This window comes from Stenotrophomonas sp. CCNWLW57, assembly GCF_037203925.1.
Classification (GTDB): domain Bacteria; phylum Pseudomonadota; class Gammaproteobacteria; order Xanthomonadales; family Xanthomonadaceae; genus Stenotrophomonas; species Stenotrophomonas rhizophila_A.
The window spans coordinates 16,876-43,066 of the sequence record NZ_JBBCBJ010000002.1 but is presented as its reverse complement, the minus strand read 5'-3'; the positions used below and the strand labels follow the sequence as shown (position 1 = coordinate 43,066).

The following is a 26,191-nucleotide window of genomic DNA, read 5'->3' as shown; positions in this document are numbered from 1 at the left end:
ACTTGCCGCATGAACAGCACGCCCTCGGTCGACCCCCGCCGCGCCCAGCTACGCCGCCTCAAAGCCATTGCCCTGGCGATGCTGCTGGCCATGCTGGCCGGCTTCGTCATCAGCCATCTCAACGGCGAACGCGGTATCTGGGCGTGGGTTTCCGCCTTCTGTGAAGCCGCTGCGGTGGGCGCGCTGGCCGACTGGTTCGCGGTGGTGGCCTTGTTCCGCCACCCGCTGGGCCTGCCGATCCCGCACACGGCGATCATCCCGCGCAGCAAGGAGCGCATTGCCGACAGCCTGGCGGTGTTCGTGCGCGACCAGTTCATGGAACCGCAGGCACTGCTGGCCCGGCTGCAGGTATTCGATCCCGCCAGCCGGCTTGGCAGCTGGCTGGCCGATCCCGCACGGTCGCGGCTGCTGGCCGACATGGCGCGGGGCTGGGCCCTGCAGGCGCTGGATTTCCTCGACGAAGCCGCGGTTCGCCGCAGCATCCAGGCGTTCGTGGTCGAGCAGCTGCGGCAGTGGAACGCGGCGGCCACTGCCGGCGAGCTGCTGGGCCTGCTCACTGCCGACAACCGCCACCAGCGGGTGCTGGACGAAGGGCTGACCCGGATCAGCCAGTGGATGGACAACGACGCCGTGCGGCAGCGCGCTTCCGAACTGATCGTGCGCTACATCCAGCGCGAATGGCCGAAGCTCGCCAGCACGGTGAACTGGGTCAAACCCATTGATGAAATCGGCGACAACCTGGCCGAGCGCATGGCGCACGCGGTGCTGGCCGAACTGCAGCAGATCCTGGCCGAGCCGGAACACCCGCTGCGCAAGGATTACGAGGCGTGGCTGGGCGACTACATACAGCGCCTGCGCCACGACCCGGCACTGGCGGAGAAGGTCGACCAGCTCAAGCAGCAGGTGATCGACCACCCGGCGGTGCAGGAGTACGTCCAGGGCCTGTGGGCGCGCATCCATGCCAGCCTGCGCGCCGATCTGTCCAGCGAATCGTCTGCGCTGGCCGGCCACCTGCAGCGCAGCCTGGGCAAGATCGGCCAGGCGCTGCAGGAGGACCCTTCACTGCGCGAGGCGCTCAACCAGCACCTCATGGATGGCGCCGAGCGCCTGACCAGCCGGTTGCGCGAAGGCGTGACCAGCCATATCGCCCAGACCGTGAAGGGCTGGGACGAGCGGCACCTGGTGGAGCAGCTGGAGCTGAGCGTGGGACGCGACCTGCAGTTCATCCGGTTCAACGGCACCTTGGTGGGTGGGTTGATCGGGCTGTTGCTGCATGCCCTGACCGTGTGGATGCATTGGTAGGGACTGCCCAGCGCAGCCACGCAGGGCGTGGCTCTACTTCGGTTTGTGGCAGGCCCGGTTGACAGATTGCCCGGGTGTTTTTGAGACGTGGTTCGCGTATTCTGCCGCGCATTCAGGGCTGGAGTGGCCCACTGGGGGAACCATGCGAAGGACGATCATGACGTTGGCGCTGTGCGCGCTGGCCTGCAATGCCCACGCCGGGCGCGTGTACAAATGCGCGAACGGCGCCCAGACCATCTACCAGACGGTACCCTGCCCGCCCGAGCAGGACACCGGCGTGACCCGCCCGATTGTCAAAGACCCCAACCTCACGTGGGAAGAGCGCACCCGCGCCCAGCGCGACCTGCACCAGGCCCGCCGCCGCATGCAGGCTGACGCTGGCCGTGGAGTGCCCCCGGTGCGCGGCACCGTGATCGACGGCGCGGCCAATCCGGAGCAATGCGAAGAACTGCGTTCCCGCCGCGAGATCAGCGAGATGTTCGGACGCCCCGCACCGGAGCGGATCGACGCCGACATCGCCAAGGCCTGCAGCTCGCGCTGAACATCTACCGGCAGGAAAACCTGCCTAACCAGCAACTGCGCGAACGGCGTCGATCAGCGATTGTATCTGCGCGGGGGCGGTAAAGATGCCCGGTGTCACGCGTACGCAGGCGCCGGACGCCAATCCCTCGCGGGCCACCACGAAGACCCCGGACTGTTGCAGCATGCGCTCGGCCGTGGCGGCGTTGGCCTCCAGGCTGACCTGCCCGCGCAGGCGGAAGGCGGCGATGGCGCTGGACAGACGCGGGTCCGGTGACGCCAGCAGCTGGATCCGGGCGTCTTCGCGCAGCGCGTCCAGCCACTGGTTGCGCAGGCGCAGCAGGCGCGCGCGCTTGTTGGCCACGCCGATCCGCTGGTGCAGCGATACCGCGGCCGGCAAGGCCATGACCGCCGCGAAGTTCACCGTACCAGTGTGGACGCGGCTGTCGATATCGCCGGTGTCGGCCTCGCCCATGCAGGGATCCAGGTCCTGAACGCGTCCGCGACGCACGTAGAGCGCACCCATGCCTACCGGAGCGCCGATCCACTTGTGCAGGTTGATGCCGACGAAATCCGCGCCCAGCGCGTGCAGCGGCGTGTCGACCTGGCCGATGCCATGGGCCGCATCCAGCACCACGTCCGCGCCGGCCGCGCGGGCCAGTGCGCTGATCTCCGCCACCGGCAGCAGCATGCCATTGCGATGGCCGACCTGGGTGAGCAGCAGCAGGCGGGTGCGCGGGTAGCGCGCCAGCGCCTGGCGGTAGGTGTCCACGATGCCGTCATGGTCGAACGGCTCTGGCAGCACGATGCGCTGTACGTCCACGCCCCTGCGTTCGCGCAGCCACTGCACGGCGGCGATCGCGCTTTCGTGGTCGGTGTCCGCATACAGCACGGTATCGCCCGGAGACAGGTGCCGATAGCCGGCAATCAGTACCTGCATCGCTTCCGTCGCGCCCCGTGTCAGCACGATCTCATCGGTGCCCACGCCCAGCGCTTCGGCCAGCGTTGCCCGCGCGTGTTCCAACAACGCCGGGAACTCCCGCCGCCCGAACCAGGCATTCTCACGGTTCACGCGTGCGGTGGCGCGCTGATACGACTGCAACACGGGCCGCGCCATCGCGCCCCAGTAGCCGTTGTCGAGCATGACCACCTCGTCGGTGAGGTCGTACAGCGCCGCTACCTGGGACCACCAGTCCTCATCGGCTGCCAGCCTGTCAGGGTCGCGCCCGGCGGGATCGGGCAAGGCGTCGAGAGCGTGCAGGTCTGCGTCGGTCATGCGGCCAGTATTGCAGCCGCCGCGCGAAGAACGGGTGGCGCGAAATGCCGATCAATCTTGCCGAAGCGAATGATAATGACTATCATTAGCGAACTGGATGCTTGCTCGATGCCGTCCTGCGCGCCGCCGATGGTGGCGCTGCCGTGCGCGACAGAGGCAACACCGTTCTCCAGGGATACCCCCGCCCTGTGCGGCGGCTTGGCCACGGATGGCCACCCTCCCCCTGTCACCGGCCCCGGCCGGTGACGTTCGTTGTTCGACCCGACATTGCAGGTTCCCGTGGACAGCACGCCTGATGCCAGCTGGTTCAACCGTTTCGGCGGTTTCATCGACCGCCCCTGGCTGGGAGTGCTGTCGCGTTCGCTGGCCGCGATCATCGGCGGCTACGCGCTGGCCGCCACCTGCGCGATGTTCTTCGCCGTAGCCCTGCCCATCGCCCGCGCCCAAGCGGTGCTGACCGGCATGCTGGTGGCGATCGTGCTGTGCGCCTGCGCCGCGCTGTGGGCATTCGCCACCCGCACCGCACTGCGCGCCTGGATCGGCATCGCCGCGCCCACCGCGTTGTTCTGGCTGGGCACCCTCGCACTGGGAGCACGTGCATGAAGAATGGATTCCGCCAGTCCATGGCCTGGCTGCACACCTGGACCGGGCTGCTGGTGGGCTGGCTGCTGCTGCTCATCTTCATGGCCGGCACCGCCAGCTACTACCGCGAAGAAATCAGCCGCTGGATGCGCCCGGAGCTGCCGCGCAGCAGCGTCTCCACCGAGGTCGCCGCCGAGCGCGCGGTGACCTTCCTGCAGCACAAGGCGCCGCAGGCCGAAAGCTGGAACGTGACCCTGCCCGATCCGCGCAACCCGGCCATGCGCATGTTCTGGCGCAACCCCGAATCGATGGTGAAGCCACCGGCCGAAGGTGAAAAGCGCCGCCGCGGCGGTGGCCGCTTCGGCGATGCCACGGTGGACCCGGCCAGCGGCGAGGAAGTGGCCGCGCGCGAAACCCGGGGCGGCGATTTCTTCTACCGCCTGCATTTCGACCTGCACTATATCCCGGTGCTGTGGGCGCGCTACCTGGTGGGTTTCTGCGCGATGTTCATGCTGGTGGCGATCATCACCGGCGTGATCACGCACAAGAAGATCTTCAAGGACTTCTTCACCTTCCGGCCGGAGAAGGGCCTGCGTTCGTGGCTGGACTTCCACAACGTCAGCGCGGTGATGGCCCTGCCCTACCATGCGATGATCACCTACACCGGCATAGTCACGCTGATGTTCATGTACCTGCCGCAGGGCGTAAGCGTGGCTTATCCCAAGGATGAAGACGCGTTCTTCAGCGAGGCCTTCGCACGCCTGGCCGATCCGGCCGACGCCGCCGAAGGCCGCGCGGCGCCGCTGCCGATCCAGCAGCTGCTCGACAGCGCGCGTGCCGAATGGAAGGGCGCGCAGGTCAGCGGCTTCACCGTGTTCCACCCGGGCGCGGCCAATGCGGTGATCGACATCTACCAGCGCGATGGCAAGCGGCTGTCGATCGACACACCATCGCTGCGCTACCACGCGGTCAGCGGCGCGCTGATCGAGACCAGCCCGGTGCCCGGCGGCGCCACCCACACCCGCGGCGTGATGTACGGCCTGCACCTGGCCCGCTTCGCGGACTGGGGCCTGCGCGCCCTGTTCTTCCTGTCCGGCCTGGTGGGTTGCCTGATGGTGGCCAGCGGCGTAGTGCTGTGGGCGGTCAAGGAGCGCCCCAAGCACGCCAAGGCCGGCAGGATCGGTTTCGGCCTGCGGCTGGTGGATGCGCTCAACATCGGCGCCGTGGCCGGCCTGCCGATCGCGTTTGCCGCGTACTTCTGGGGTAACCGGTTGCTGCCGCTGGAAATGGCGGAACGCGCCGACGCAGAAGCCAGCGTGTTCTTCTATGCCTGGGGCGCCGCCCTGCTGGCGGCCTTCCTCTGGCCCAAGCGGTTGATGTGGGCCTGGCAGCTGTACCTGGGCGCGGCCTTGTTCGCCCTGATCCCCGTGATCAATGTGCTCACCACCGATGCACATCTGGGCGTAACCCTGCGCACCGGCGACTGGGCGCTGGCCGGGTTCGACCTGGTGATGCTCGCCTTCGGCGCGATGCTGGGGTACTGCGGCCTGCGCATGCAGCGTTGGCAGCCTGCGCTGAGCGCGGCCGGGAAGAAGCGGCGCCAGGCCGCTGCCCTTGCCGCCACCGCGAAGAACGCCGAGGCCAGCGCATGATGCTGCTGGCGCTCACATTGAACTTTTCTGCGTTCACCGCACTGTCGCTGGCGATGGAAAAGCACCAGCTCGACCTGCACGGCAAGGCGCACGCAGGCCCCGCGCGCATGCGGCTGTGGCGATGGCTGGGCTGGGCATTGCTGGCGACCGCGTTCGGCATCTGCGTGGCCGACCACGGCTGGGCCGCCGGCCCGGTGCTGTGGCTGGGCGCGATGACGATCAGCGGCCTGCTGATCGCCTTCGGCCTGTATCCCTGGCGACCGCGCTGGATTGCACCATTGGCGTGGGCGTTGCCGGTGCTGGGCCTGGGCGCCGCCGCGCTGTAGAGCCGACTGTCAGTCGGCTGCTCTTCCAGTGGCAACGGGAACTCAAGTGCAAACCGACTGACAGTCGGCTCTACATCACGCCCCGTAACGCCTCAACTCCCACGCGCGGTGGATGCGCGGGTTGCGCTCGAAATCGTCGCCGATGGTGTCGGCCGAGATCTCGCGGCACTCGGCGAATTCCTTGATCGCTTCCTCGTCCAGCTTGAAGCGGCGGAAGTTGTTCGAGAAGTACAGCACGCCTTCCGGGCTCAACCGCGCCACGGCCGCTCGCAGCAGCCGCACATGCTCGCGCTGCACGTCGAAATCCTCGGCGCGGGCGGAGTTGGAGAAGGTCGGCGGATCGCAGAAGATCACATCGAACCGATGCCGCTCGGCTTCCAGCCAGGCCAGTGCATCGGCCTGGATCAGCTGGTGCTGGCTGCCGCCCTTGCCGTTCAGGGCCAGGTTGTCGGCGCACCACTGCAGGTAGGTACCGGACAGGTCCACGCTGGTGGTGGAGGCCGCACCGGCCACCGCTGCCTGCACGCTGGCCACGCCGGTGTAGCAGAACAGGTTGAGGAAGCGCTTGCCCTGCGCTTCCTTGGCCATGTGCCAGCGCAGCGGGCGGTGGTCCAGGAACAGGCCGGTGTCCAGGTAGTCGAACAGGTTCACGCGCAGCAGCGCATCGTTTTCGCGCACCAGCACGAATTCGCCGCGCTGTTCGAAGCGGCCATACTTGCTGCCGCCCTTTCCGCGCTCGCGCGACTTCAGCGCCACCTGCTCGGCCGGCACCTGGAACACCTCGCGCGCGGCCGATAGCAGCTCATTGCGGCGGCGGCGCACGTCCACGTCGGGAATGGTGGCCGGCGCGGCGTATTCCTGCACGTGCAGGAAGGTGCGGCCAGCGCCACCGTCTTCTTCGTACACGTCGATCGCGGCGGCGTACTCGGGCAGGTCGGCGTCATACACGCGGTAGCAGGTGACCTGCTCGCGCGCCTTCCAGGTCTTGAACCTGCGGATGTTCTTGCGCAGCCGGTTGGCCACCATCTGCGCGCCTTCGCTGAGCTCGCGCGGCTGGCCCGCGTTCTCGCGCTGCGGTACGGCGATGGGATCGCATACGATCAACGCGCACTCGATGGCGCCGTTGAACAGCTGGTACTTCTTGTTCGCGCGCAGCCCGGTGGCGAACGCAAGTTCGGCGCTGCCGCACAACAGGCTGGCCCGCCACTGCGGCACGGCGCGCTTGAGCGCGTCGCCCAGGCGGCGGTACAGCACCGCATCGGCGGCCAGGCGTTCGTCATACGGCGGGTTGCACACCACGCAGCCGGTTTCCTGCGGCGGAACCTGCACGTCGGCCACGTCGCGCACGCCGAACCAGATCGCCTCGGCGACACCGGCGGTCTCCGCGTTTTCCTTGGCCGCGCGGATCGCATGCGGGTCGATGTCGCTGCCGTGGATGACCTGCTTGAGCGCGGCGCGCCCGGCCTGCTCGCGGGTGCGCGCATCGGCCATCAGGGCGTTCCAGGCCTCGCGGTCGAAGCCCAGCCAGCGGCTCGGCGGAATGCTGCCGTGGCGCTGCAGGCCCGGGGCCACGTCGGCAGCCATCAGCGCGCCTTCGATCAGCAGCGTGCCGCTGCCGCACATCGGGTCCAGCAGGCCGCCGCCTTCGGCATGGATCTTCGGCCAGTTGGCGCGCATCAGTACGGCGGCCGCCAGGTTTTCCTTCAGCGGGGCCTCGTTCTGCGCCATGCGCCAGCCGCGCCGGTGCATCGGGCCGCCGCCGAGGTCGATCGAGATCGAGGCGCGGCCCTTGCGCAGCGACAGGTTGATGCGCACGTCCGGGAACTCGGTGTTCACCGACGGCCGCTCCAGGCCCTGCGCGCGCAGGCTGTCTACCACGCCGTCCTTGACCCGCTGCGCGGCAAAACGCGCGTGGGTGATTTCGGTCCCCGACACATGGGCATCCACCGACAGGGTCAGCTCGGGGCTGATGTGCTGCTCCCACGGCATCGACGAGACGCCCTGGTACAGCGATCCCTCGTCCGGGCAGTCGAACTCGGCCAGCGGCCACAGCACCCGGCTGGCCAGGCGCGACCACAACACCACCTTCAGTGCCTGCGGCAGCTCGCCCTCGGCATTGACGCCGGAAATGGTGGCAGTGGCCCTGGGCAGGCCCAGCGCCAGCAGTTCGTCGGCGAGCAGGTACTCCAGGCCCTTGGCGCAGGAAACAAAGAATTTCACGGGTTCGGTATCGCAGGTCAGCAGGAAGGAGGTGCCCACGGGCACCGCGGGCGGCCCGGGCGCAGGCGCCGGACCGTCCATTGTACGTGACCGGGCCGGAATCGCCCCGGGGACGCCCTGCGACCCATGCGAACCGCTTGTGGCCATGCGGTTGGAGGCCGCCTTGGGTGGGTACGCTTCAGAGGCTCCGGAGCAGCGCCTCGAACGCCTGCGCCGAGGCATCCACGTGGTTGTTCAGGCGGTGCCCGTCATCCACCAGCAGCAGCCGCGCCGAGCGCGCCTGGGCCCAGGCGATCACATCGGCGGCCGGGATCAGCTCATCGTGCCAGGCGTGGACCACGCTGGTGGGCACGCGGGCGGCATCCAGCGCCGGCATCGGCCCCATCCGGGTCGGCGGCACCATGAGGAACAGACCCCGGGTCGGGACCTGCAGCGAGGCGATGGCCGAGATGTAGGCACCCAGCGAGGAACCCGCCAGCACGACCGGGCCTTGCGCGGCGGCGGCGCTGGCGCGCTCGACCAGGCGCTGCAGGCGGGCACGGACATCCCCCACGCTGCTGACCTCGCGCAGGGCATCCAGGTCGGTGTAATCGGGCCGTTCGTGGGTCCAGCCCAGCCGCTCGGCAACCTCGGCCAGGGCGGTTACCTTGGTGGCGTCCGGGCCGCTTTCAAAGCCGTGGGAAAGAATGCAGTGGCCGCGGCTCATGCAGCCACCGCGTGGAAATCGATGTAAGCGCTCATGCCCGAATGCTAGCATCGGCGCATGCCCGACCGCGCCCCGCCCCGCATCGATTCGCAGCCGCTGCCCTACGTGGCGCAGCTGGGCGAGCGCGCGCCGGATGACATCAATCTGGTGGTGATCCACTGCACCGAACTGCCCGACCTGGCCATGGCGCGCAGCTACGGCGAGCGCGTGCTGTACGACAGCGGCAGCGGCAACAGCGGGCACTTCTACATCGACCGCGACGGCAGCATCGTCCAATACGTCCCGGTCGAGCGCATCGCCCACCATGTCAGCGGTTACAACCCGCGTTCGATCGGCATCGAACTGGTCAACACCGGCCGCTACCCGCACTGGCTGGATTCCCGCCACCAGGCGATGGACGAACCCTATCCGGAGGCCCAGATCGCGGCCTTGATCGACCTGTTGCAGCACCTGTGCGACACCCTGCCCGGCCTGCACCACATCGCCGGACACGAGGCGCTGGACACCCGGGACGAAGTAGCCAGCGACGACCCGGACCGGCGCGTGCTGCGCAAGCGCGACCCGGGCCCGTTGTTCCCGTGGCCGCGGGTGCTGGCGGCGGTGACGCTGAGTCCGCTGGGGGGGTAGAGCGGACTGTCAGTCCGCTGCCGTTGGCGTGCAGCCTGCGGTCTACGCGAAGAGCAGCGGACTGACAGTCCGCTCTACCCGCGCCATCCGATGACGCCTTGGGTGGCGGCCGATCAGGTGCCGGTCGCGACCGGTCGGCTTGAATCGCTGACCCACCCGCTCCACGAATCGGCATAGACCCGCGCGCCGTGCAGCCCGGCCACTTCCATCGCCAACAGCAGATGGCAGGCGGTCACGCCCGACCCGCACATCAACACCACCTGCTGCGGATCATGCGTGCCAATCAGCGGCCGCAGCGCGGCGTGCAGCTCGGCAGCCGGTCGCAGGCGGCCGTCGGCCACATTCAATCCGAACGGACGGTTCACCGCCCCGGGTACATGCCCCGCCACCGGATCCAGCGGCTCCACCTCACCCCGGAACCGTTCACCGGCACGCGCATCCAGCAGCCAGCCCGGCGCATGCTTCAAGCGCGCGGCGATCTCGTCCACCGATGCCACCTGGCGGGTATCGAAACGCCCCGGATAGGCCGGCAACGGCAGCACCTCGGGCACGTCCGTGGTCAACGGCAGACCGGCCGCCTGCCACGCCGCGAGGCCACCATCGAGCACCGCCACCTGCGTATGTCCGATCAAGCGCAGCAGCCACCACGCGCGCGCCGCCGCCATGCTGCCGTCGCCGCCGTCGTAGACCACGACCTGGGTATGCGGACCGATTCCCCAACGCCCCAGCGTGGCGGCGAACGCATCGCTGTCCGGCAACGGGTGGCGGCCGTGGCCGACCACGCTCATGTCCGCCAGGTCGCGGTTGACGTCTGCGCGCAGGGCGCCCGGCAGATGCCCGGCGGCATAATCGCGCGCGCCGGACTGCGGATCGGCCAGCGAAAAACGCGCATCCAGCACGCGCGGCGCCGCACTGGCGGTGGCGCGCGCATCCAGCAGGCGCGTATCCCCCTGCGAAAGCGCGCTGGACAGCGTCGCCACATCGACAAGGGTGGTCCACGGGGTCGGGTTCGCGGTCATCATTCCAGTTGCTCCAGGCGGCGACGCAGGTTGTAGAGGATGGCGGCGGTGGCGCCCCAGATGCGCTGGCCCGGCCAGCCGTATTCCAGCACGTGGCGAATGCGGCCGCGGTGGTCGATCTCGACCTGGTGCAGGTTGGCCGGGTCCATCAGGTAATCGAACGGCACCTCGAACACTTCGGCCACTTCATCCGGCTGTGGCACCGCCACGAAACCCGGGTCGATCACCGCCACCACCGGCATCACCCGGTACCCGGTAATGGTCACGAACGGATCCAGGTAGCCCAGCACCTGCACCTGGTCGTGCGGCAGCGCGATTTCTTCGTTGCTTTCGCGGATCGCGGCGGCCACCGCATCGCGGTCGTCCGGCTCCTGGCGGCCGCCCGGGAAGCCGACCTGGCCGCCATGCTGGCGCAGCGTATCGGTGCGCCGGGTCAGCAGCACCTGCGCGCCGCTGGCGCGCGGAATGATCCCGGCCAGCACCGCCGCTTCCACCGGCGGGCCGGGCGGCAGCAGGTCGGCCAGTTCACTGCGGTTCCAGCCATCGCCGCCAGGGGGTGCATCGAGCGGGTGCAGCGCGCGCAACAGGCGCTCGTGGTCGGCCAGCGAGCCGCCCAGCGACTGCCGCAGCTGTTCACGCAACGGCAGCACCTGCCGCATCACATGTTCTTGTTCGTGTCGGGTCATCGTCGACCAGCGGGTGATTTCATCCACGTTGCGCAGGCAGCCGCCGCACAGGCCGGCACGATCAAGCGCGCAGGTTCCGATGCAGGGGCTCGGCATGGCATGGGCGGGGGTTTCCGGAAAGTGCACCGGGCAACAGTAACGCGAATGGCGCGGTTCCAACACTGCGGGAGCCGACCAACGGTCGGCGCTACGAGTGTGTTGAAAACAAAAAACGCGCCGATGTTGCCATCGACGCGTTTTGTTGTTTTCAGCCGTTCTTATTTGACGCTGACCAGCTTGATTTCAAACTGCACGGCGACGTTCGGCGGGAACGGGGTACGCGGGTCGGCACCGTAGGCCTGTTCCGGCGGCAGGGTGACTTCCCACTTCGAACCGGCCGGCATCTGCAGCAGTACTTCGCGCATGGCCTTCATTTCGACTTCGCTGACCTTGATCGACGGGATCTGCTGCGCCGGGCGGGCTTCGGTCGGACGGGTGCCGAACGGGTACGGGCCGGCGACTTCCAGCTGCACGGTGCTGGCCTGGGTCGGCTTGGCGCCCTTGCCGGCTTCGATCACGCGGTACTGCACACCGCTCGGCAGCGCCTGCACGCCGGCCTTGGCCTTGTTGGCGGTCAGGAAGGCAGTGCTCTTGGTCTTGTTTTCGGCGGCAGCCTTTTCGTACTCGGCCTTGGCGGCAGCGGCACGACCCTGCTCACGCTTCTGGAAGGCTTCGACGGCCGGCTTCAGCTGATCGGCGGTGATTGCCGGCTGCTTCTTGGCGTAGGCATCCTGCAGGCCCTTCACCACCGAATTGATGTCCAGCTGTTCGCCGCGACCGGTGAGCTCAGCCAGGTTGTTGCCGTAGTCGTAACCGAAGTAATAGCTCAGCTTGCCCTTTTCGGACGAAGTGTCCTGGGCGAAGGCATTGCCCGTCAGGGCCAGGGCCGCGACGGCGACCGCGATAGAACGCAACTTCATCAAACGTTTCTCCAGGGGTGGTAACTCAGGACGCATTGGGCCGCCCTGAGGCGACGGGTTAGGATAGCCGCCGCAACGTTGAACCGCCACTAACGACGAAGGCTATGACCTGCTTTCGTTTCCAGAGTTCAAAATCACTTTTTTTTAACGTTCTACCAGGAGTTTCTGCCGTGGCCGACGCGCCCCTGACCGTTGCCGACGATGGTGCCATCCCAGCGCCCGGGGTCAACCGCCCCATGGTTCAGGGAGGTGACGCCGCCGGGCCGGCGCCGGCGCGCCTGCTGCAGCTGGTGCTGGCGGATGACCTGGATGCCGCGCTGGACGCCGGCCTGATGGACTACGTGCCCGGCCCTGGCGACGACGCCCTGCTGCCCGGCCACCCGGACCTGCCCGCCCGCCTGCTGCAGGCCCAGCAGCAGCTGCAGCGCGCCTGGGCCGCGCGTGACCGTTACCGCCAGCGCGCGCAGCGGCTTGCACGCCGCGCGGCCGAACGCGATGCGCGACGCGCGCCGCCGGCCCCCACTCCCGATCTGAAGCCCGCCCTGCCGCCTGCGGCTGCCGCGATTCTTGCGCGCGCCAAAGCCAGGGCTGCTGGAAAGCCTTCCTGATGACCCCTGTTGCAAAGGCCGCTCCGCGCAGCGCGCGCATGCCCAAGGCCGACGTCGTTGAAATGTTCACCCGCCTGCGCGAACTCAATCCGCATCCGAAGACCGAACTGGAGTACAGCTCACCGTTCGAACTGCTGGTCGCCGTGGCGCTTTCCGCGCAGGCCACCGATGTGGGCGTCAACAAGGCCACGCGCAAACTGTTCCCGGTGGCCAACACGCCGCAGGCGATCCTGGCGCTGGGCGAGGACGGGCTGAAGAAGTACATCGCCACCATCGGCCTGTTCAACGCCAAGGCAAAGAATGTCATCGCCACCTGCCGCCTGTTGATCGACCAGCATGGCGGTGACGTGCCGCGTGACCGCGCCGCGCTGGAAGCCCTGCCCGGGGTCGGGCGCAAGACCGCCAACGTGGTGCTCAACACCGCATTCGGCGAGCCGGTGATGGCGGTGGATACCCACATCTTCCGGGTCGCCAACCGTACCGGGCTGGCACCCGGCAAGGACGTGCGCGCGGTCGAGGACCTGCTGGTCAAGGTGATACCGGCCGAGTTCCTGCTCGACGCCCACCACTGGCTGATCCTGCATGGCCGCTATGTGTGCAAGGCGCGCAAGCCGGACTGCCCGCAGTGTGTGATCCGTGACCTGTGCCGCTTCAAGCAGAAAACCGCCGCCTGAGCGACGGCGGCGACTGCCATCTGGGCGCAACCGGGCAGTCATCTGATTCGGGCAGTTTGAGCAACCCCAGCAGCCGCCGTGCCCGGGCCTGGGGCTGCGTTGTCTGAAACTGTCATATTTACGCAATCTTCACTTATTAGCCTGCGCAGCATCTTCCCACCTGCCTGCAAGGCTCCTTTCCATGAAACTGCATCGCCAACTCCTCACTGCGGCCGTGGCTGCTGCGCTGTTCGTGCCGGCCGCCCACGCTGAAGTGGCCATCGACGTGATCGGCGGCTCGGAGATCACGTTCGAAGGCCTGGTCCAGGCCGACGGCAACTGGTTCGACAACGATGTGACCGATCTCAACGGTGGCGATGCCGCCAACGGCAAGGACAGCGAATTCGAACTGCGTCGCGCCGAGCTGGTGCTGAAGGGCAAGGGCCCGGGCAACGTGGAATGGGTGGTCGGCTACGACGCCAAGGCCGACAAGTTCCTGGACACCAACGTCAAGTACAAGCTGGCCGGCAACGCCAACCACTTCGTGCAGCTGGGCCAGTTCAAGCAGCCCAACAGCCTGGAAGAGCTGTCCAGCACCAAGAACAACGACTTCATCTCCAAGGCTGCGGTCACCAACACCTACGCCGTGGCCCGCCGCCTCGGTGGCGCCTACAGCTTCGGCGACAACAACTGGTCGGTCACCGCCAGCGCCTTCGGCCGTGAGCTGACCCGTAACCTGGCCCACGGCAGCGGCTACGGCGCACGTGGCACCTGGGCGCCGATCAACGACAAAGGCCAGGTCCTGCACTTCGGCCTGAGCTATGTCGACTACGACACCGACGCCGACACCCTGCGCGTGCGCGCCCGTCCGAACGCCGACCTGGCCACCGCACGCCTGGTCGACAGCGGCAACCTGACCGACACCGACCGCGTCAAGACCATCGGTGCCGAAGCCATGTACATCGGCGGCCCGTTCAAGGCCCAGGCCGAGTACTACACCAGCGAAGCCAAGCGCATGACGCGCGACAACTACACCAGCGACGGCTTCTATGTCAGCGGGCTGTGGAACATCACCGGCGAGACCTGGGGCTACAAGAGCGGCGTGCCGACCACCGGCCTGCCGGACGAACCGGGCCGTGGCATGTGGCAGCTGGGCGCGCGCTATGATTCGATGAACCTGGATGATGGCCATCTGAACGCCAACCCGGTTGCCGGTCGTCCGCCGATCGTGGACGGCGTGCTGGGCGGCAAGATGGATATCTGGACCGTCGGCGTGAACTACTACTGGCGCTCCAACACCAAGTTCGCGCTGAACTACGTGATGGTGGACAGCAAGAAGTACAGCTCCGCCACGCGCACTTTCGTGAACGACGACCCGAACATCCTGGAAGCGCGCCTGCAGTTCTTCTGGTAAGCAACAGGCAAGACGCAGCATTGATGGGGCGCAGCTTGGGCTGCGCCCCTTTCTTCGTTTTGGGTCACCGGTTACCCGGCGTTGCAGCGCAGTTGCAGAAGTAACAGGCACTGTCCACCGTCACCGGGTGGCTCCATTGGCAGGCGCCGCCACGCCCCTCAATCGGAGTGCCATCCCCAATACGACCAGACCGATTCCCGCCGCCTGCCACCAGTCGAGGGTCTCGCCAAAGGCGAGCACGGCAGCCAAGGCGCCGACTACCGGAACACCCAACGTAAAGCTCGCCGCGCGTACTGGACCCAGCCCCTGTATCGCGACATACCACAGCCCGAAGACCACCGGCCCGTTGAGCACGCCGACATAGAGAAGGGCCAGGACATTCCCACGCCCCTGCCAAGGTGGCAATGACTCTCCCTGCCCGCCGCCCAGAGCAAGCAGCGGAATGGAACAGAGGAATGCGATGAGCATCTGCACGGTGACCAGCGTCGAGGGCCGGCAAGGCTGCCCCGTACGCGCCGGCAACAGGGTGCCTACTGCCCAAAGGGCTGCATTCAGAACAATCAACAAGGCGCCGCCCGCTGGCGCACCGCCGACATATAGAAGGACTCCGCTCAACGCCGCCCCCGTCGCCAGCACGCCCCCCCAAGACCACCGCCCCAGGCGCACCGCCTCCATCGCGCCGGCAAAGGCGGGCATCGTGTACATCAACGTAAGCACGGTGGTAGCTGGATAGTAGGCGAGCGCGAGGATGTTGAGGCTGGAGACCATGGTTCCATTGATCGTCACTGCCCAGAGCACGCGCTGTCTCGTCGCCGCCTGCAGCTGCAGGACCTCCATCCAGCTCCGTCGGACAAAGGGCAGCACTGTCATGAAGCCCGCCAAGGTACTGTAAAAACGAAACGTCCAAGGGCCCATCTGTTGAACTGCGTCCCTCGCAAAAGAGAAGCTGGTACTCCAGACCAGGACCACGCACACAGCGGCGGTCGCGGCCCGGAGATCCACGCCTGGTGCGTGATCAGACCACTTCATGCGCGGTACCTGGCCACCGCAGTGATTCGTCTACGACGCGCAGGAGCGGTAACCGCGGAGACGAAATGCGGGATGCGGCGTGCGCCGGTATCAAATACCAACAACGTGAAGAGTGCCGGCACCAGACAGGCAGCAGGTTCCTTCTCCCCGTCAGGAAGCACTACGGTCAGCCCTCCGTGGTTGGGGTCCCACTCCTTCGTCAGACTGAGCGCGACGCCGAAGCTCTGGCCCGGATCGCAGTGAGTGCCAAGGAAATGGCCATGCTCGAACCAACTCAGGTAGAACTGGGATACGGTCAGAGGTACGCGGCCAGTGACCTTTCCCAGCAACTCGAGCACCGGCCTTGAGGCCATCAACTGTTTCATCGCCTGTAGCGCTTCCACATCGGCGTTCTCACGCGAGTCCGGCATCCATCGGAACGAAAACGCGAATCTGCCAAGCTCACGGTCGCGATCAGCGATGGCGTGCTGCCTGCTCGCTTCGACTTTGTCCGACGAACACAGATCGTGCTCACCATCACGATTCTTCACGATAAATGACCACCGATCCTCCCCGATGCTGGCAACGCGCTCAACCACATCAGCGATGGATGGCACAAAGGCGCGCAGATCGAAATGAACGTATCCATCGAGCTGGAAGCGCTCGCGAAGTACCTCATATCCGATCAAACACCACCTCCTCCCGGGACCTGCGCCCTGCCCTTCCGGTGTCACGAGAGCTGGATGCTCTCGCCGGACTTGTACATCGCGTCTTCCTCGCTGATGGCCGAGATGCGCTCTTCCAGATCGACGAACGTGATCTCCAACATTTGCAGCTCCTTTTCACATGCACCGGAAGTGGTGCCGCCCGAAGGTGGAGGGCCTGACCACTTCGACTCAAGGACCGACGTCACTTATTGCAATGGAATGTCAGAACATGTGAAGGCGAATGCACTTTCAAAGTGACTGCCGTCATGCTGCAAGGTTGCGCTGGCGCAGGAATCGGTGAGTTGCACCGATTGCGCCGAAGACCGCTGTCTGTCGCGGACGACGCGATCGTGACGGTGTCCGCGCTCCGCGCCAGTGGAATCTCCGAGATTGGAGGGTGTCACGATGCCGTCATATGACAGACGTCGCGCTGTCATTGAACCGTTATGCAATAGGCACCGGGCGGGAAACCCCGCACCACCATCCATCCCAGGAGCCACCCCGTGATCCACGCCTTCAAGTCGCGCGCCGCTGTTGCCGTCCTCGCCGCGTCCTCCGTGTTCGCCGCCAATGCCGCCGATGTGACCGGCGCGGGCGCATCGTTCATCTATCCGGTCATGTCCAAGTGGTCGGCCGACTACAGCACCGCGACTGGCAAGAAGGTCAACTACCAGTCCATCGGCTCGGGTGGTGGTATCGCCCAGATCAAGGCGGCCACGGTGGACTTCGGTTCGTCCGATGCCCCGTTGAAGCCGGAAGATCTGGCCGCGGCCGGCCTGGCCCAGTTCCCGTCGGTGATTGGCGGCGTGGTGCCGGTGATCAACGTGGCCGGCATCGCCCCGGGTGCGCTGAAGCTCGATGGCGTGACCCTGGCCAACATCTTCCTGGGCAAGGTCAAGACCTGGAACGACCCGGCCATCGCCGCCCTCAACCCGGGCGTGAAGCTGCCCGACGGCAAGATCACCGTCGTGCATCGCTCGGACGGCTCGGGCACCACCTTCAACTTCGTCAACTACCTCTCCAAGGTCAACCCGGAGTGGAAGTCCAAGGTCGGCGAAGGCACCTCGGTCCAGTGGCCGGTCGGCATCGGCGGCAAGGGCAATGAAGGCGTTGCCGCGTACGTGAAGCAGATCAAGGGTGGCATCGGCTACGTCGAACTGTCCTACGCGCTGCAGAACAAGATGTCCTACGCCGCGATGAAGAACGCGTCGGGCAAGGTCGTGCTGCCGAGCGACGAGTCGTTCGCCGCCGCTGCCGCCAGCGCCGACTGGGCCAACGCCAAGGACTTCTACCTGGTCATGACCAACGCCCCGGGCGCCGAAGCGTGGCCGATCACCGCCACCAACTTCATCCTGGTCCGCAAGCAGCCCAAGAACGTCAACAGCGCCAAGGCGACCCAGGAGTTCTTCCGCTGGATCTACAAGAGTGGCGATGCCCAGGCCAAGCAGCTGGACTACGTGCCGCTGCCGGACGCCCTGGTCAAGCAGATCGAGACCTACTGGTCGCAGAACCTGAAATATTGATTTTAGGGGGTCACGGCCAAAGGTCGTGACCTACCAGGCAACGGTGTCGCCAGGCTCTCTCTCCCCCTGGCGGCACCACCGGCGCGGATCGCAAGATCCGCGCTTTTTTTCATCTGCCGCGAGCGTTGAGGGCCCCGCCGCGACCGGCAGGCCCCTGTGCAAATGTCCCCCGGCGTCGGCCTGCGGCCGCCCCCTCCTCCTTTAATTTGCCAGGGACCTACCGGCCGCAACGGGGCAAGGCTTCCGGCACGCGCAGGCAAAGCCGGAGCCAGGTGCAACGCCGGTGGATCGAGTGCCGGGGCGGCATACCCTTGGAGGCGAATTAAAGGAGGAGGTGTCGGCCGCAGGCCGACGCCGGGGGACATTCGCCGGAAAGGGTATGCCGCCCCGGCGCTCGATTCACCGGCAGCCGGTGTAGATCCCCCGCCAGCCCTTGCCCCACGGGCCTCCAGCATGCCCCCGGTCACGACGTCATCAAGCTGTAACAAAAACATCATTTCATAGCAGCGTCAGCCGGCGAGACCGGCCCCCTATCCCGCTACGGAGTGACGCATGAAACTGCATACGGCCGGCTTCGCCGCCCTTTCCCTGGCCATCGCGCTGGGCCTGTCCGCCTGCAAGCCGGCCGCCGAAGGCCAGGCAAACGCCCCGGCAGAAGGCGCCCCCGCCGCTGCTCCGGCCGCCGGCGACAAGCTGACCGCCGAAATTTCCGGCGCCGGCGCCTCCTTCATCTTCCCGCTGGTCTCCAAGTGGTCGGCCGACTACAACGCCGCCACCGGCGCCAAGGTCAACTACCAGTCGATCGGTTCGGGCGGCGGTATCGCCCAGATCAAGGCCGGCACGGTCGACTTCGGTTCTTCCGACAAGCCGCTGTCCAGCGAAGAGCTGGCCCAGGCCGGCCTGGGCCAGTTCCCGTCCGCCATCGGCGGCGTGGTCCCGGTGGTCAACATCGACGGCCTGGAAGCCGGCAAGCTGCGCCTGAGCGGCCCGCTGCTGGCCGATATCTTCCTGGGCAAGGTCAAGACCTGGAACGACCCGGCCATCGTGGCCGCCAACCCGGGCGTGAAGCTGCCGGACGGCAAGATCACCCTGGTCCACCGTTCGGATGGCTCGGGCACCACCTTCAACTTCTCCAACTACCTGTCCAAGGTCAGCCCGGACTGGAAGAGCAAGGTCGGCGAAGGCACCTCGGTGCAGTGGCCGGACGGCGTGGGTGGCAAGGGCAATGAAGGCGTGGCCTCGTACGTGAAGCAGATCAAGGGCTCGATCGGCTACGTCGAACTGGCCTACGCGCTGCAGAACGGCATGCCGTACGCCTCGATGCAGAACGCAGCCGGCAACTGGGTGCAGCCGACCGCGGAAACCTTTGGTGCCGCCGCAGCCAGCGCCGACTGGGCCAGCGCCAAGGACTTCAACCTGGTCATCACCAACGCCCCGGGCGACCAGGCGTGGCCGATCACCGCCACCAATTTCATGCTGATGCACAAGCAGCCCAAGGATGCCAAGCGCAGCAAGGACACCCTGGCGTTCTTCAAGTGGGCCTTCGAGAACGGCCAGGCCCAGGCCAATGAACTGCACTACGTGCCGCTCCCGGCGGAACTGGTGAAGCAGATCGAAGGTTACTGGACCGCTGAATTCAAATGATGCAACCCAGGCCCGCGCGCTGCGCGGGCCTGCCCCCTACCTAACGGGCCCCAGCCTTACCCATGAATGCCATCGCCCAGCCTGTTCCCGCACCGTCCAACCGCGACCTGCGTGACGCCCGCAATGACAAACTGTTCCGGTGGGTGCTGATCGCCACCGTCGTCCTGGTCCTGGTCGCCCTGGCCTGCGCCGCGCTCTCGATGCTGTGGGGCGGCCGCCATGCCCTGCAGGAGCAGGGCCTGAGCTTCTTCTATTCCTCCGACTGGAATCCGGTGGAGAACAAGTTCGGTGCGCTGGCACCGATCTACGGCACCCTGGTCACCGCCCTGATCGCAATGCTGATCGCGGTGCCGGTGAGCTTCGGCATCGCCTTCTTCCTCACCGAAGTGGCCCCGCGCTGGATGCGCGGCCCGGTCGGTACCGCCATCGAACTGCTGGCCGGCATCCCCTCGATCATCTACGGCATGTGGGGCCTGTTCGTGCTGGTCCCGGTGATGACCGAGTACGTTACCCCTACCCTCAATGAAACCCTCGGCGAATGGCCGATCATCGGCCCGCTGTTCCAGGGCCCGCCGCTGGGCATCGGCGTGCTGACCGCCGGCTTCGTGCTGGCGATCATGGTCATTCCGTTCATCTCCTCGGTGATGCGCGAAGTGTTCCTGACCGTGCCGACCCGCCTCAAGGAATCGGCCTACGCGCTGGGCTCCACCAAGTGGGAAGTAAGCTGGGACATCGTGCTGCCCTACACCCGCTCGGCCGTGATCGGCGGCATCTTCCTCGGCCTGGGCCGTGCGCTGGGTGAAACCATGGCCGTGGCCTTCGTGATCGGCAACAGCGTGCGCCTGTCGCCGTCGCTGCTGGAACCGGGCACCACCATCGCCGCGCTGATCGCCAACGACTTCGGCGAGGCCACCGAAACCTACCGCTCGGCGCTGCTGCTGCTTGGCTTCGTGCTGTTCATCGTGACGTTCGTGGTGCTGGCAATCGCCCGCCTGATGCTGATGCGCCTGTCCCGCAAGGAGGGCAACTGATGAGCACCGCCGTCGCCAACAACCCGCAGCCGCTGTACCTGCGCCGCCGCATCGTCAACATCGTCGCGCTGCTGCTGTCCTGCCTGACCGCGCTGTTCGGCCTGTTCTTCCTGGGCTGGATCCTGTTCACCCTGGCCTCCAAGGGCCTGCCCGGGATCAACCTGGACCTGTTCACCAAGATGACGCCGCCGCCCATGCAGGAAGGCGGCCTGGCCAATGCCTTCTTCGGCAGCGCGGTGATGTGCGCGCTGGCGATCGCCATCGGCACGCCGTTGGGCGTGCTGGCCGGCACCTGGCTGGCCGAGTACGGCAACTTCCGCAAGGCCGGCACGGTGGTGCGTTTCGTCAACGACATCCTGCTGTCGGCACCGTCCATCGTGCTGGGCCTGTTCGTCTACACCCTGTACGTGATGCAGACCGGTGGCCAGTTCTCGGCCTTCGCCGGCGCGCTGTCGCTGTCCTTCATCGTGCTGCCGGTGGTGGTACGCACCACCGATGAAATGCTGCGCCTGGTGCCCTCGCAGATGCGCGAAGCGGCCCTCTCGCTGGGCATCCCGCAGTGGAAGGTCACCGTGCAGGTGCTGTACCGCAGCGCCGCCGCTGGCATCGTCACGGGCATCCTGCTCGCCCTGGCACGCATCTCCGGCGAAACCGCGCCGCTGCTGTTCACCGCCTTCGGCAACCAGTACTGGAACAGCAACGTGTTCCAGCCGATGGCGAGCGTGCCGGTGGTGATGAACCAGTTCGCCGGCAGCCCGTACGAATCCTGGCAGACGCTGGCCTGGGCAGGCGCCCTGGTGCTGACCCTGTTCGTGCTGCTGGTAAGCCTTTCGGCGCGCGGCATCCTGCTGCGCAACCGTATCTCCCATGACTGACCTTTCCGCGGACACCGCCATGAACGACCTCACCAATGCCGTGCCGATGCAGCGCATCGCGGTGCCGGCCTCGCATGAATCGCTGGGCAACCCGGCGCCGATCAAGCTGGCCGCCCGTGGCCTGGATTTCTACTACGACAAGTTCCATGCACTGAAGAACATCAGCCTGGAAGTGCCCGAGAAGCGCGTCACTGCGCTGATCGGTCCATCCGGCTGCGGCAAGTCCACCCTGCTGCGCATCTTCAACCGCATCTACGCGTTGTACCCGAAGCTGGAAGCGCGCGGCGAAGTGCTGCTGGATGGTGAGAACATCCTCTCGCCCAAGTACCCGATGAACCGCCTGCGCAGCAAGGTCGGCATGGTGTTCCAGAAGCCGGTGCCGTTCCCGATGACCATCTTCGAGAACGTTGCCTACGGCATCCGCCACCACGAAAAGCTGTCCAAGGCGGACATGAACGACCGCGTCGAACATGCGCTGCGCCAAGGTGCACTGTGGGACGAAGTGAAGGACAAGCTCGGCCAGAGCGCGCTGGGCCTGTCCGGTGGCCAGCAGCAGCGCCTGTGCATCGCCCGCGCCGTGGCCCTGCGCCCGGACGTGCTGCTGCTCGACGAGCCGACCTCGGCGCTGGACCCGATCTCCACCAGCCGCATCGAGCAGCTGGTGGAAGAGCTCAAGCACGACTACACCATCGTGATCGTGACCCACAACATGCAGCAGGCCGCGCGCGTGTCCGACTACACCGCCTTCATGTACCTGGGCGACCTGATCGAACACGACCGCACCGAAGTGATCTTCTCGCAGCCGAACAAGCAGCAGACCGAGGATTACATCACCGGGCGGTTCGGCTGAGCCAGGCCGTTTGCGCGACGTTGCCACCAACCAGACAATCGAGCACATCACAATGAACATTCCGAACGACCACATCGTCAAGAGCTACGACGAAGAACAGCAGCGGCTGGTGGCCGAAATCGTGCGCATGGGCGAAATGTCCGTGGCGCAGCTGGAGGCGGCGCTGGACGTGATCGAGCGCCGCGACGACAACGCCGCCCAGCGCATCATCGCCAACGATGAGGCGATCGACAGCCTGGAGCAGCAGATCAGCCATGACGTGATGCGCCTGGCGCTGCGCGGCCCGATGGCGCGCGACCTGCGCGAGATCCTGGCTGGCCTGCGCATCCCGGCCGACATCGAGCGAATCGGCGACTATGCGGCCAACGTCGCCAAGCGCTCGATCGCGTTGAGCAAAGTGCCGCCGCTGCCGCAGATCCAGGGCCTGCGGTCGCTGGGCCGGCTGGCCGCACAGCAGGTGCGGCGTGCCATCGAGGCCTACCGCGACAACGACGCCGCCGCCGCGCTGGCGCTGCGGGAGGACGATGCCCGGCTGGACGCGCAGTACACGGCGCTGTTCCGCGAGCTGCTGACCTACATGATGGAAGACCCGCGCAACATCACCCCCTGCACCCACCTGCTGTTCATGGCCAAGAACCTGGAACGCGTGGGCGACCACGCCACCAACATCGCCGAGAACGTGTGGTTCCTGGTGCACGGCGAGCAGGCGCTGCCGCCGCGCGAGAAGCGCGACGAGACCAGTACCGAGCGCCTGTAAGCAGGCGCCGGGGCGTGTTACACGCCGATACAGGCCGATACTGCGTATCGGCCTTTTTTAATTGCCTATTCAGCTAAAAAATCCCACTCTGGACCTGCGTTCCACCCCACCACTCCAGAGGGCTGCACCATGAAACGTTTCCTCGCCGCTACGCTGTCGCTGACCCTGCTTGCCGCGACCGGTTCCGCCTTCGCCGCCCCGCCCCACCATGACGACCGCGACAACCGCGACCGCCATGACCAGCGCGATGACCGCAACCATGGCCCGTCGCGCGGGCACGACCGCCACGATCCGCCGCGCCGTGGCGGCCACCTGGACAAGGATCATCGTGGCGCGTACGTGAGCGACTACAAGCGCCACGGCCTGCATGCGCCCAAGCGCGGCCAGCAGTGGCGCAAGGTAGATGACCGCTACGTGCTGATCGCGGTCGCCACCGGCCTGATCGCCGACGTGGTGCTCAACGGCCGTTGATTCACTGGCGACAGCCCAGTCCACGCGACGCGCCGGGGCCTCCCGGCGCGTCTGCGTTTGCGGCCGGGTCATCGCCGTCCCGGAGTGTCGCGAACATCCGGTAATGTCGCGAACGCACCATTGGTACTGAATCGCCCCTGTCTCAGACCGGCGACCCGCGCATCCTTGCGGCTCCGCGCACGCTCTTATCCTGTGCCACGTTGAACAGGATCCGCCGACCGCATGCACCGCCTCTGCCCGCACGAACTTGCCGCCGCCCATCGCGGCGACCGCGCCGCGCTGGACCGCGTCCTGCGCCATTCGCGCCAGCACCTGCGCCGCTATGCCGAGTACCACTGCGTCATCAACGATGTCGAGGACGCGGTGCAGGAAAGCCTGATCACCGTTTCACGACGGTTGTGCGACCTGCGCCTGGTCGAGTGTTTCACCTCGTGGGCGTTCCGCATCGTCAAGCGCGAGTGCAACCGGCTCAAGCGTGCGCGCTGCCAGTGGCGGCACGAAGAACTGCGCGAGGAGATCCTGCCGCCGGCCCAGCGCGACAACCTGGACCTGCGCCGCGATTGCGCCGCTGCGCTCGAATCGCTGCCCGCCCATTACCGCGAAGTGATCCTGCTGCGCGACCTGGAGGGGTTGTCGATCACCGAACTGGCCGCACGGTTGGCCACTACCCCCGAAACCATCAAGGCCCGGCTGCACCGCGCCCGCGTCATGGCCCGCGAGTACCTGGCCTGATGTTCCCCGCGTGCCGGCAATCCGGCATGCTTCCCCGGCAACACCCCTGCCCATGAAAGGGCATTACAAGGAGCTTTGCGCATGACCCTCTCCACCAAACACGCTTCCCTGCTGGCCTGTGCCGCGCTTGCCGGCGGCCTCGGCCTGGCCGGGACCGCCTCGGCCCTGTCGATGACCGACCTGGCCCAGGGCTACGCGCTGGCTGCCCAGGCCGCGCCCAAAGCCGATTCCAAGACGGCCGAAGGCAAATGCGGCGAAGGCAAGTGCGGTGCCGACAAGGCCACCTCGCATGCTGCCGACAAGAAGCCCGCGGAGGGCAAGTGTGGCGAAGGCAAGTGTGGCGCCGACAAGACCAAGGCCAAGCCTGCGCCTGCCGCCAAGAAGGCCGCCGAAGGCAAGTGCGGCGAAGGCAAGTGCGGTGCCGGGCACTGATCCGCGTACCCGCGTGAGCCCTGCACACCCACTGCCGTTGCCTGCAACGGCGGTGGGACTGGGGCTGCGCCGCGCCCTGCTCGATGACCTGGAACAGGCACCGCCGGGCGATTTCGACTTCCTCGAGTGCGCGCCGGAGAACTGGATCGGGCTGGGCGGCGTGATGGGCGAGCGCCTGCGCGGGCTCAGCGCGCGCCATCCCCTGACCTGCCATGGACTGTCACTGTCGCTGGGCGGCAGCGCGCCGCTGGACGTGGCGTTCATCGACCAGGTCGGGCGTTTCCTGGACGCACACGGTGTGCGCCTCTACAGCGAACACCTGAGCTACTGCAGCGACGACGGCCACCTGTACGACCTGCTGCCGCTGCCATTCACCGACGAAGCCATCCGCCACACCGCGGCCCGCATCGCGCAGGTGCAGGACCGGCTGGGCCGGCGCATCGCAGTGGAGAATGTATCCACCTACCTCACCCCGCATGCGGCGATGAGCGAACTGGCATTCACCACGGCGGTGCTGCAGGAAGCGGACTGCGACCTGCTGCTGGACGTCAACAATGTCTACGTCAACGCCATCAACCATGGCTTCGACCCCGTCGCGTACATCGACGGCCTGCCTGCCGAACGCATCGTCTGCCTGCATGTGGCCGGGCACTTCGATGAAGCCGATGACCTGAAGATCGACACCCATGGCAGCCCCGTGGTGGGGCCGGTGTGGGCGCTGCTGGAACATGCCTGCGCCCGGTTCGGCCCGCGCCCTGGCCTGCTCGAACGCGACTTCAACCTGCCGCCGTATGCCGAACTGCAGGCGGAGCTGCGGCAGATGCGCCGCATCCTGGATGCGGCGGCATGAGCGACCTGTTGCGTGACCAGCAGTTCGCCCTGACCCGCCACCTGCGCGATCCGGCGCATGAACCGTCGCCTCCCGACCTGGAGCCGCGGCGGCTGCAGATCTACCGCGATCTGCTGTTCAACAACCTGCAGGCGCTGCTGGGCAGCAGTTTCCCGGTACTGCTGCAGATGCTGGACGGCGCGGAATGGCAGGCGCTGTGCCGGCGCTACTTCATCGAGCACCGCTGCGCCTCGCCGTTGTTCACCGAGGTCGCTGCCGAGTTCGTGCAGTGGCTGCAGCGGCAGGACACGCTGCCGCGTCCGTTCCTGGCCGAGCTGGCGCATTACGAATGGGTGGAACTGGCCTTGCAGTCGCAGGATGCGCTGCCGCTCGAACCGCCTCGTCCGGATATCGATGCCTGGCGCTGCCTGCTGCAGCGTTCCCCGTTGGCATGGCCTTTGGCGTACCAGTGGCCGGTGCAGCAGATCGGGGCAGCCTTCCAGCCGGTGGACCCGCCGCCCGAACCGACCTTCCTGCTGGCACGCCGGCTGGCCGATGGCCGCATCGTGTTTTCGCAGCTCAGCCCGTTGGCGTGGCAGCTGCTGATCCAGATGGAGGCCCCCGGACACCGCAGCGGCGCCGCGCACCTTGCGCAGCTGGCCGAGGCGAATGGACTGGACCCGGCCGGGCTGGAACCGGCCGGACGTGCCCTGTTGGCGCAGTTGCTCGCGACCAGTGTGATCGGTCCTGCCCGGTCCCCAACCCACGGCTGAACGATGCCGC

30 protein-coding genes are annotated in these 26,191 nt (G+C 66.9%); 20 read left to right on the top strand and 10 right to left on the bottom strand.

From position 1 onward, the window contains the following. Positions 1–9 precede the first annotated feature (9 nt). Together V9K91_RS04790 and V9K91_RS04785 are read left to right on the top strand one after the other, a co-directional pair. Positions 10–1,302 carry a DUF445 family protein gene (locus V9K91_RS04790; RefSeq protein WP_336443699.1) on the top strand — a complete coding sequence of 431 codons (1,293 nt, stop codon included), beginning with the start codon at positions 10–12 and terminating at the stop codon, positions 1,300–1,302. Positions 1,303–1,444: 142 nt separating this feature from the next. Next, positions 1,445–1,843 carry a hypothetical protein gene (locus V9K91_RS04785; RefSeq protein WP_336443698.1) on the top strand — a complete coding sequence of 133 codons (399 nt, stop codon included), beginning with the start codon at positions 1,445–1,447 and terminating at the stop codon, positions 1,841–1,843. Between the two features lie 24 nt (positions 1,844–1,867). On the opposite strand, the gene V9K91_RS04780 is transcribed toward V9K91_RS04785, so the two are convergent. Both V9K91_RS04780 and V9K91_RS04775 read right to left on the bottom strand, forming a co-directional pair. Then, the gene (locus V9K91_RS04780) at positions 1,868–3,097 is read right to left on the bottom strand and encodes an aminotransferase class V-fold PLP-dependent enzyme (protein ID WP_336443697.1); all 1,230 of its coding nucleotides are present in this window, start codon (positions 3,095–3,097) and stop codon (positions 1,868–1,870) included. Beyond that, complete coding sequence (locus V9K91_RS04775; protein ID WP_157771705.1) at positions 3,094–3,303, bottom strand: hypothetical protein; 210 nt, start codon at positions 3,301–3,303, stop codon at positions 3,094–3,096. The genes V9K91_RS04780 and V9K91_RS04775 overlap by 4 nt, the downstream gene beginning before the upstream one ends. A gap of 121 nt (positions 3,304–3,424) precedes the next feature. Here V9K91_RS04775 and V9K91_RS04770 point away from each other — a divergent pair, with 121 nt between their 5' ends. The 3 genes from V9K91_RS04770 to V9K91_RS04760 are packed head-to-tail and all read left to right on the top strand — an operon-like array spanning position 3,425 to position 5,657. Continuing rightward, the gene (locus V9K91_RS04770; RefSeq protein ID WP_099047442.1) at positions 3,425–3,700 is read left to right on the top strand and encodes a DUF3649 domain-containing protein; all 276 of its coding nucleotides are present in this window, start codon (positions 3,425–3,427) and stop codon (positions 3,698–3,700) included. Beyond that, positions 3,697–5,331 (top strand): PepSY-associated TM helix domain-containing protein, encoded by a 1,635-nt coding sequence (locus tag V9K91_RS04765; RefSeq protein WP_336443696.1) that lies wholly within the window; start codon positions 3,697–3,699, stop codon positions 5,329–5,331. Before V9K91_RS04770 ends, V9K91_RS04765 begins: the two co-directional genes overlap by 4 nt. Further along, positions 5,328–5,657 (top strand): DUF3325 domain-containing protein, encoded by a 330-nt coding sequence (locus V9K91_RS04760; protein ID WP_068850608.1) that lies wholly within the window; start codon positions 5,328–5,330, stop codon positions 5,655–5,657. The genes V9K91_RS04765 and V9K91_RS04760 overlap by 4 nt, the downstream gene beginning before the upstream one ends. 75 nt (positions 5,658–5,732) lie before the next feature. On the opposite strand, the gene rlmKL is transcribed toward V9K91_RS04760, so the two are convergent. Together rlmKL and V9K91_RS04750 are read right to left on the bottom strand one after the other, a co-directional pair. Further along, positions 5,733–7,877: a bifunctional 23S rRNA (guanine(2069)-N(7))-methyltransferase RlmK/23S rRNA (guanine(2445)-N(2))-methyltransferase RlmL gene (gene rlmKL / locus V9K91_RS04755; RefSeq protein WP_068854612.1), complete on the bottom strand. Its 2,145-nt coding sequence runs from the start codon at positions 7,875–7,877 to the stop codon at positions 5,733–5,735. A 178-nt stretch (positions 7,878–8,055) separates the two neighbouring features. Then, positions 8,056–8,583, bottom strand: coding sequence for a hypothetical protein (locus V9K91_RS04750; RefSeq protein WP_093533903.1), 528 nt, complete (start codon positions 8,581–8,583; stop codon positions 8,056–8,058). Between the two features lie 57 nt (positions 8,584–8,640). On the opposite strand from V9K91_RS04750, the gene V9K91_RS04745 reads away from it, so the two are divergent. Further along, positions 8,641–9,210, top strand: coding sequence for an N-acetylmuramoyl-L-alanine amidase (locus V9K91_RS04745; RefSeq protein ID WP_336443695.1), 570 nt, complete (start codon positions 8,641–8,643; stop codon positions 9,208–9,210). A gap of 113 nt (positions 9,211–9,323) precedes the next feature. Here V9K91_RS04745 and V9K91_RS04740 read toward each other — a convergent pair whose 3' ends face one another. The 3 genes from V9K91_RS04740 to V9K91_RS04730 all read right to left on the bottom strand — a co-directional run bounded on the left by V9K91_RS04740 (position 9,324) and on the right by V9K91_RS04730 (position 11,874). Then, positions 9,324–10,229, bottom strand: a complete 906-nt coding sequence (locus tag V9K91_RS04740) for a sulfurtransferase (protein ID WP_336443694.1) — start codon at positions 10,227–10,229, stop codon at positions 9,324–9,326. Continuing rightward, a complete protein-coding gene (locus V9K91_RS04735; protein ID WP_093533909.1) occupies positions 10,229–11,011 on the bottom strand; it encodes a CoA pyrophosphatase in 783 nt (260 codons plus the stop codon). The genes V9K91_RS04740 and V9K91_RS04735 overlap by 1 nt, the downstream gene beginning before the upstream one ends. Positions 11,012–11,172: 161 nt before the next feature. Next, positions 11,173–11,874, bottom strand: coding sequence for an FKBP-type peptidyl-prolyl cis-trans isomerase N-terminal domain-containing protein (locus tag V9K91_RS04730; RefSeq protein WP_068850599.1), 702 nt, complete (start codon positions 11,872–11,874; stop codon positions 11,173–11,175). Positions 11,875–12,110: 236 nt separating this feature from the next. Here V9K91_RS04730 and V9K91_RS04725 point away from each other — a divergent pair, with 236 nt between their 5' ends. From V9K91_RS04725 to V9K91_RS04715, 3 genes are all read left to right on the top strand, one after another. Further along, the gene (locus V9K91_RS04725; protein WP_320459204.1) at positions 12,111–12,482 is read left to right on the top strand and encodes a hypothetical protein; all 372 of its coding nucleotides are present in this window, start codon (positions 12,111–12,113) and stop codon (positions 12,480–12,482) included. A gap of 38 nt (positions 12,483–12,520) precedes the next feature. Further along, complete coding sequence (gene nth / locus V9K91_RS04720; RefSeq protein WP_217537375.1) at positions 12,521–13,156, top strand: endonuclease III; 636 nt, start codon at positions 12,521–12,523, stop codon at positions 13,154–13,156. A gap of 181 nt (positions 13,157–13,337) precedes the next feature. Further along, positions 13,338–14,549, top strand: coding sequence for an OprO/OprP family phosphate-selective porin (locus V9K91_RS04715; protein WP_176472668.1), 1,212 nt, complete (start codon positions 13,338–13,340; stop codon positions 14,547–14,549). A gap of 120 nt (positions 14,550–14,669) precedes the next feature. Here the strand turns inward: V9K91_RS04715 and V9K91_RS04710 are convergent, their stop codons facing one another. From V9K91_RS04710 to V9K91_RS04700, 3 genes are read right to left on the bottom strand one after another with little or no spacing between them, the layout of a single operon-like run. After that, a complete protein-coding gene (locus V9K91_RS04710; protein ID WP_336443693.1) occupies positions 14,670–15,578 on the bottom strand; it encodes a DMT family transporter in 909 nt (302 codons plus the stop codon). Then, positions 15,575–16,246: a hypothetical protein gene (locus tag V9K91_RS04705; RefSeq protein WP_336443692.1), complete on the bottom strand. Its 672-nt coding sequence runs from the start codon at positions 16,244–16,246 to the stop codon at positions 15,575–15,577. The genes V9K91_RS04710 and V9K91_RS04705 overlap by 4 nt, the downstream gene beginning before the upstream one ends. 41 nt (positions 16,247–16,287) lie before the next feature. Further along, positions 16,288–16,386 (bottom strand): pantocin A family RiPP, encoded by a 99-nt coding sequence (locus V9K91_RS04700; protein WP_095363989.1) that lies wholly within the window; start codon positions 16,384–16,386, stop codon positions 16,288–16,290. 381 nt (positions 16,387–16,767) lie between these two features. Between V9K91_RS04700 and pstS (V9K91_RS04695) the strand changes: the two genes are divergently transcribed. The 11 genes from pstS (V9K91_RS04695) (at position 16,768) to V9K91_RS04645 (ending at position 26,181) form a co-directional block, all read left to right on the top strand. After that, positions 16,768–17,787 (top strand): phosphate ABC transporter substrate-binding protein PstS, encoded by a 1,020-nt coding sequence (gene pstS, locus V9K91_RS04695; protein WP_068850591.1) that lies wholly within the window; start codon positions 16,768–16,770, stop codon positions 17,785–17,787. Between the two features lie 552 nt (positions 17,788–18,339). Further along, a complete protein-coding gene (gene pstS, locus V9K91_RS04690; RefSeq protein ID WP_095363774.1) occupies positions 18,340–19,431 on the top strand; it encodes a phosphate ABC transporter substrate-binding protein PstS in 1,092 nt (363 codons plus the stop codon). A 62-nt stretch (positions 19,432–19,493) separates the two neighbouring features. Beyond that, positions 19,494–20,462, top strand: coding sequence for a phosphate ABC transporter permease subunit PstC (pstC, locus tag V9K91_RS04685; RefSeq protein ID WP_095363775.1), 969 nt, complete (start codon positions 19,494–19,496; stop codon positions 20,460–20,462). After that, positions 20,462–21,337 (top strand): phosphate ABC transporter permease PstA, encoded by an 876-nt coding sequence (gene pstA / locus V9K91_RS04680; protein WP_095363776.1) that lies wholly within the window; start codon positions 20,462–20,464, stop codon positions 21,335–21,337. Before pstC ends, pstA begins: the two co-directional genes overlap by 1 nt. A gap of 19 nt (positions 21,338–21,356) precedes the next feature. Continuing rightward, positions 21,357–22,187, top strand: coding sequence for a phosphate ABC transporter ATP-binding protein PstB (gene pstB, locus V9K91_RS04675; RefSeq protein WP_068854606.1), 831 nt, complete (start codon positions 21,357–21,359; stop codon positions 22,185–22,187). A 52-nt stretch (positions 22,188–22,239) separates the two neighbouring features. Further along, entirely contained in the window at positions 22,240–22,944 is a 705-nt protein-coding gene (gene phoU / locus V9K91_RS04670; RefSeq protein WP_068854604.1) for a phosphate signaling complex protein PhoU, read from the top strand. Between the two features lie 129 nt (positions 22,945–23,073). After that, complete coding sequence (locus tag V9K91_RS04665; RefSeq protein ID WP_093533917.1) at positions 23,074–23,415, top strand: RcnB family protein; 342 nt, start codon at positions 23,074–23,076, stop codon at positions 23,413–23,415. 222 nt (positions 23,416–23,637) lie between these two features. Further along, positions 23,638–24,147, top strand: a complete 510-nt coding sequence (locus V9K91_RS04660; RefSeq protein ID WP_336443691.1) for a sigma-70 family RNA polymerase sigma factor — start codon at positions 23,638–23,640, stop codon at positions 24,145–24,147. Positions 24,148–24,228: 81 nt separating this feature from the next. Next, a complete protein-coding gene (locus V9K91_RS04655; protein WP_249834014.1) occupies positions 24,229–24,579 on the top strand; it encodes a hypothetical protein in 351 nt (116 codons plus the stop codon). 58 nt (positions 24,580–24,637) lie between these two features. Continuing rightward, positions 24,638–25,429 carry a DUF692 domain-containing protein gene (locus V9K91_RS04650; RefSeq protein WP_249834343.1) on the top strand — a complete coding sequence of 264 codons (792 nt, stop codon included), beginning with the start codon at positions 24,638–24,640 and terminating at the stop codon, positions 25,427–25,429. Next, positions 25,426–26,181 carry a putative DNA-binding domain-containing protein gene (locus tag V9K91_RS04645; protein WP_095363778.1) on the top strand — a complete coding sequence of 252 codons (756 nt, stop codon included), beginning with the start codon at positions 25,426–25,428 and terminating at the stop codon, positions 26,179–26,181. Before V9K91_RS04650 ends, V9K91_RS04645 begins: the two co-directional genes overlap by 4 nt. Positions 26,182–26,191 lie beyond the last annotated feature (10 nt).

Excerpts from the sequence above, each read along its gene's own strand:
- V9K91_RS04790 (WP_336443699.1), top strand. The coding sequence starts at position 10 with ATGAACAGCACGCCCTCGGTCGACCCCCGCCGCGCCCAGCTACGCCGC.
- V9K91_RS04785 (WP_336443698.1), top strand. The coding sequence starts at position 1,445 with ATGCGAAGGACGATCATGACGTTGGCGCTGTGCGCGCTGGCCTGCAAT.
- V9K91_RS04780 (WP_336443697.1), bottom strand. The coding sequence starts at position 3,097 with ATGACCGACGCAGACCTGCACGCTCTCGACGCCTTGCCCGATCCCGCC.
- V9K91_RS04765 (WP_336443696.1), top strand. The coding sequence starts at position 3,697 with ATGAAGAATGGATTCCGCCAGTCCATGGCCTGGCTGCACACCTGGACC.
- V9K91_RS04760 (WP_068850608.1), top strand. The coding sequence starts at position 5,328 with ATGATGCTGCTGGCGCTCACATTGAACTTTTCTGCGTTCACCGCACTG.
- V9K91_RS04750 (WP_093533903.1), bottom strand. The coding sequence starts at position 8,583 with ATGAGCCGCGGCCACTGCATTCTTTCCCACGGCTTTGAAAGCGGCCCG.
- V9K91_RS04745 (WP_336443695.1), top strand. The coding sequence starts at position 8,641 with ATGCCCGACCGCGCCCCGCCCCGCATCGATTCGCAGCCGCTGCCCTAC.
- V9K91_RS04740 (WP_336443694.1), bottom strand. The coding sequence starts at position 10,229 with ATGACCGCGAACCCGACCCCGTGGACCACCCTTGTCGATGTGGCGACG.
- V9K91_RS04735 (WP_093533909.1), bottom strand. The coding sequence starts at position 11,011 with ATGCCGAGCCCCTGCATCGGAACCTGCGCGCTTGATCGTGCCGGCCTG.
- V9K91_RS04730 (WP_068850599.1), bottom strand. The coding sequence starts at position 11,874 with ATGAAGTTGCGTTCTATCGCGGTCGCCGTCGCGGCCCTGGCCCTGACG.
- V9K91_RS04725 (WP_320459204.1), top strand. The coding sequence starts at position 12,111 with ATGGTTCAGGGAGGTGACGCCGCCGGGCCGGCGCCGGCGCGCCTGCTG.
- nth (WP_217537375.1), top strand. The coding sequence starts at position 12,521 with ATGCCCAAGGCCGACGTCGTTGAAATGTTCACCCGCCTGCGCGAACTC.
- V9K91_RS04715 (WP_176472668.1), top strand. The coding sequence starts at position 13,338 with ATGAAACTGCATCGCCAACTCCTCACTGCGGCCGTGGCTGCTGCGCTG.
- V9K91_RS04710 (WP_336443693.1), bottom strand. The coding sequence starts at position 15,578 with ATGAAGTGGTCTGATCACGCACCAGGCGTGGATCTCCGGGCCGCGACC.
- V9K91_RS04700 (WP_095363989.1), bottom strand. The coding sequence starts at position 16,386 with ATGTTGGAGATCACGTTCGTCGATCTGGAAGAGCGCATCTCGGCCATC.
- pstS (WP_095363774.1), top strand. The coding sequence starts at position 18,340 with ATGAAACTGCATACGGCCGGCTTCGCCGCCCTTTCCCTGGCCATCGCG.
- pstC (WP_095363775.1), top strand. The coding sequence starts at position 19,494 with ATGAATGCCATCGCCCAGCCTGTTCCCGCACCGTCCAACCGCGACCTG.
- pstA (WP_095363776.1), top strand. The coding sequence starts at position 20,462 with ATGAGCACCGCCGTCGCCAACAACCCGCAGCCGCTGTACCTGCGCCGC.
- pstB (WP_068854606.1), top strand. The coding sequence starts at position 21,357 with ATGAACGACCTCACCAATGCCGTGCCGATGCAGCGCATCGCGGTGCCG.
- phoU (WP_068854604.1), top strand. The coding sequence starts at position 22,240 with ATGAACATTCCGAACGACCACATCGTCAAGAGCTACGACGAAGAACAG.
- V9K91_RS04665 (WP_093533917.1), top strand. The coding sequence starts at position 23,074 with ATGAAACGTTTCCTCGCCGCTACGCTGTCGCTGACCCTGCTTGCCGCG.
- V9K91_RS04660 (WP_336443691.1), top strand. The coding sequence starts at position 23,638 with ATGCACCGCCTCTGCCCGCACGAACTTGCCGCCGCCCATCGCGGCGAC.
- V9K91_RS04655 (WP_249834014.1), top strand. The coding sequence starts at position 24,229 with ATGACCCTCTCCACCAAACACGCTTCCCTGCTGGCCTGTGCCGCGCTT.
- V9K91_RS04645 (WP_095363778.1), top strand. The coding sequence starts at position 25,426 with ATGAGCGACCTGTTGCGTGACCAGCAGTTCGCCCTGACCCGCCACCTG.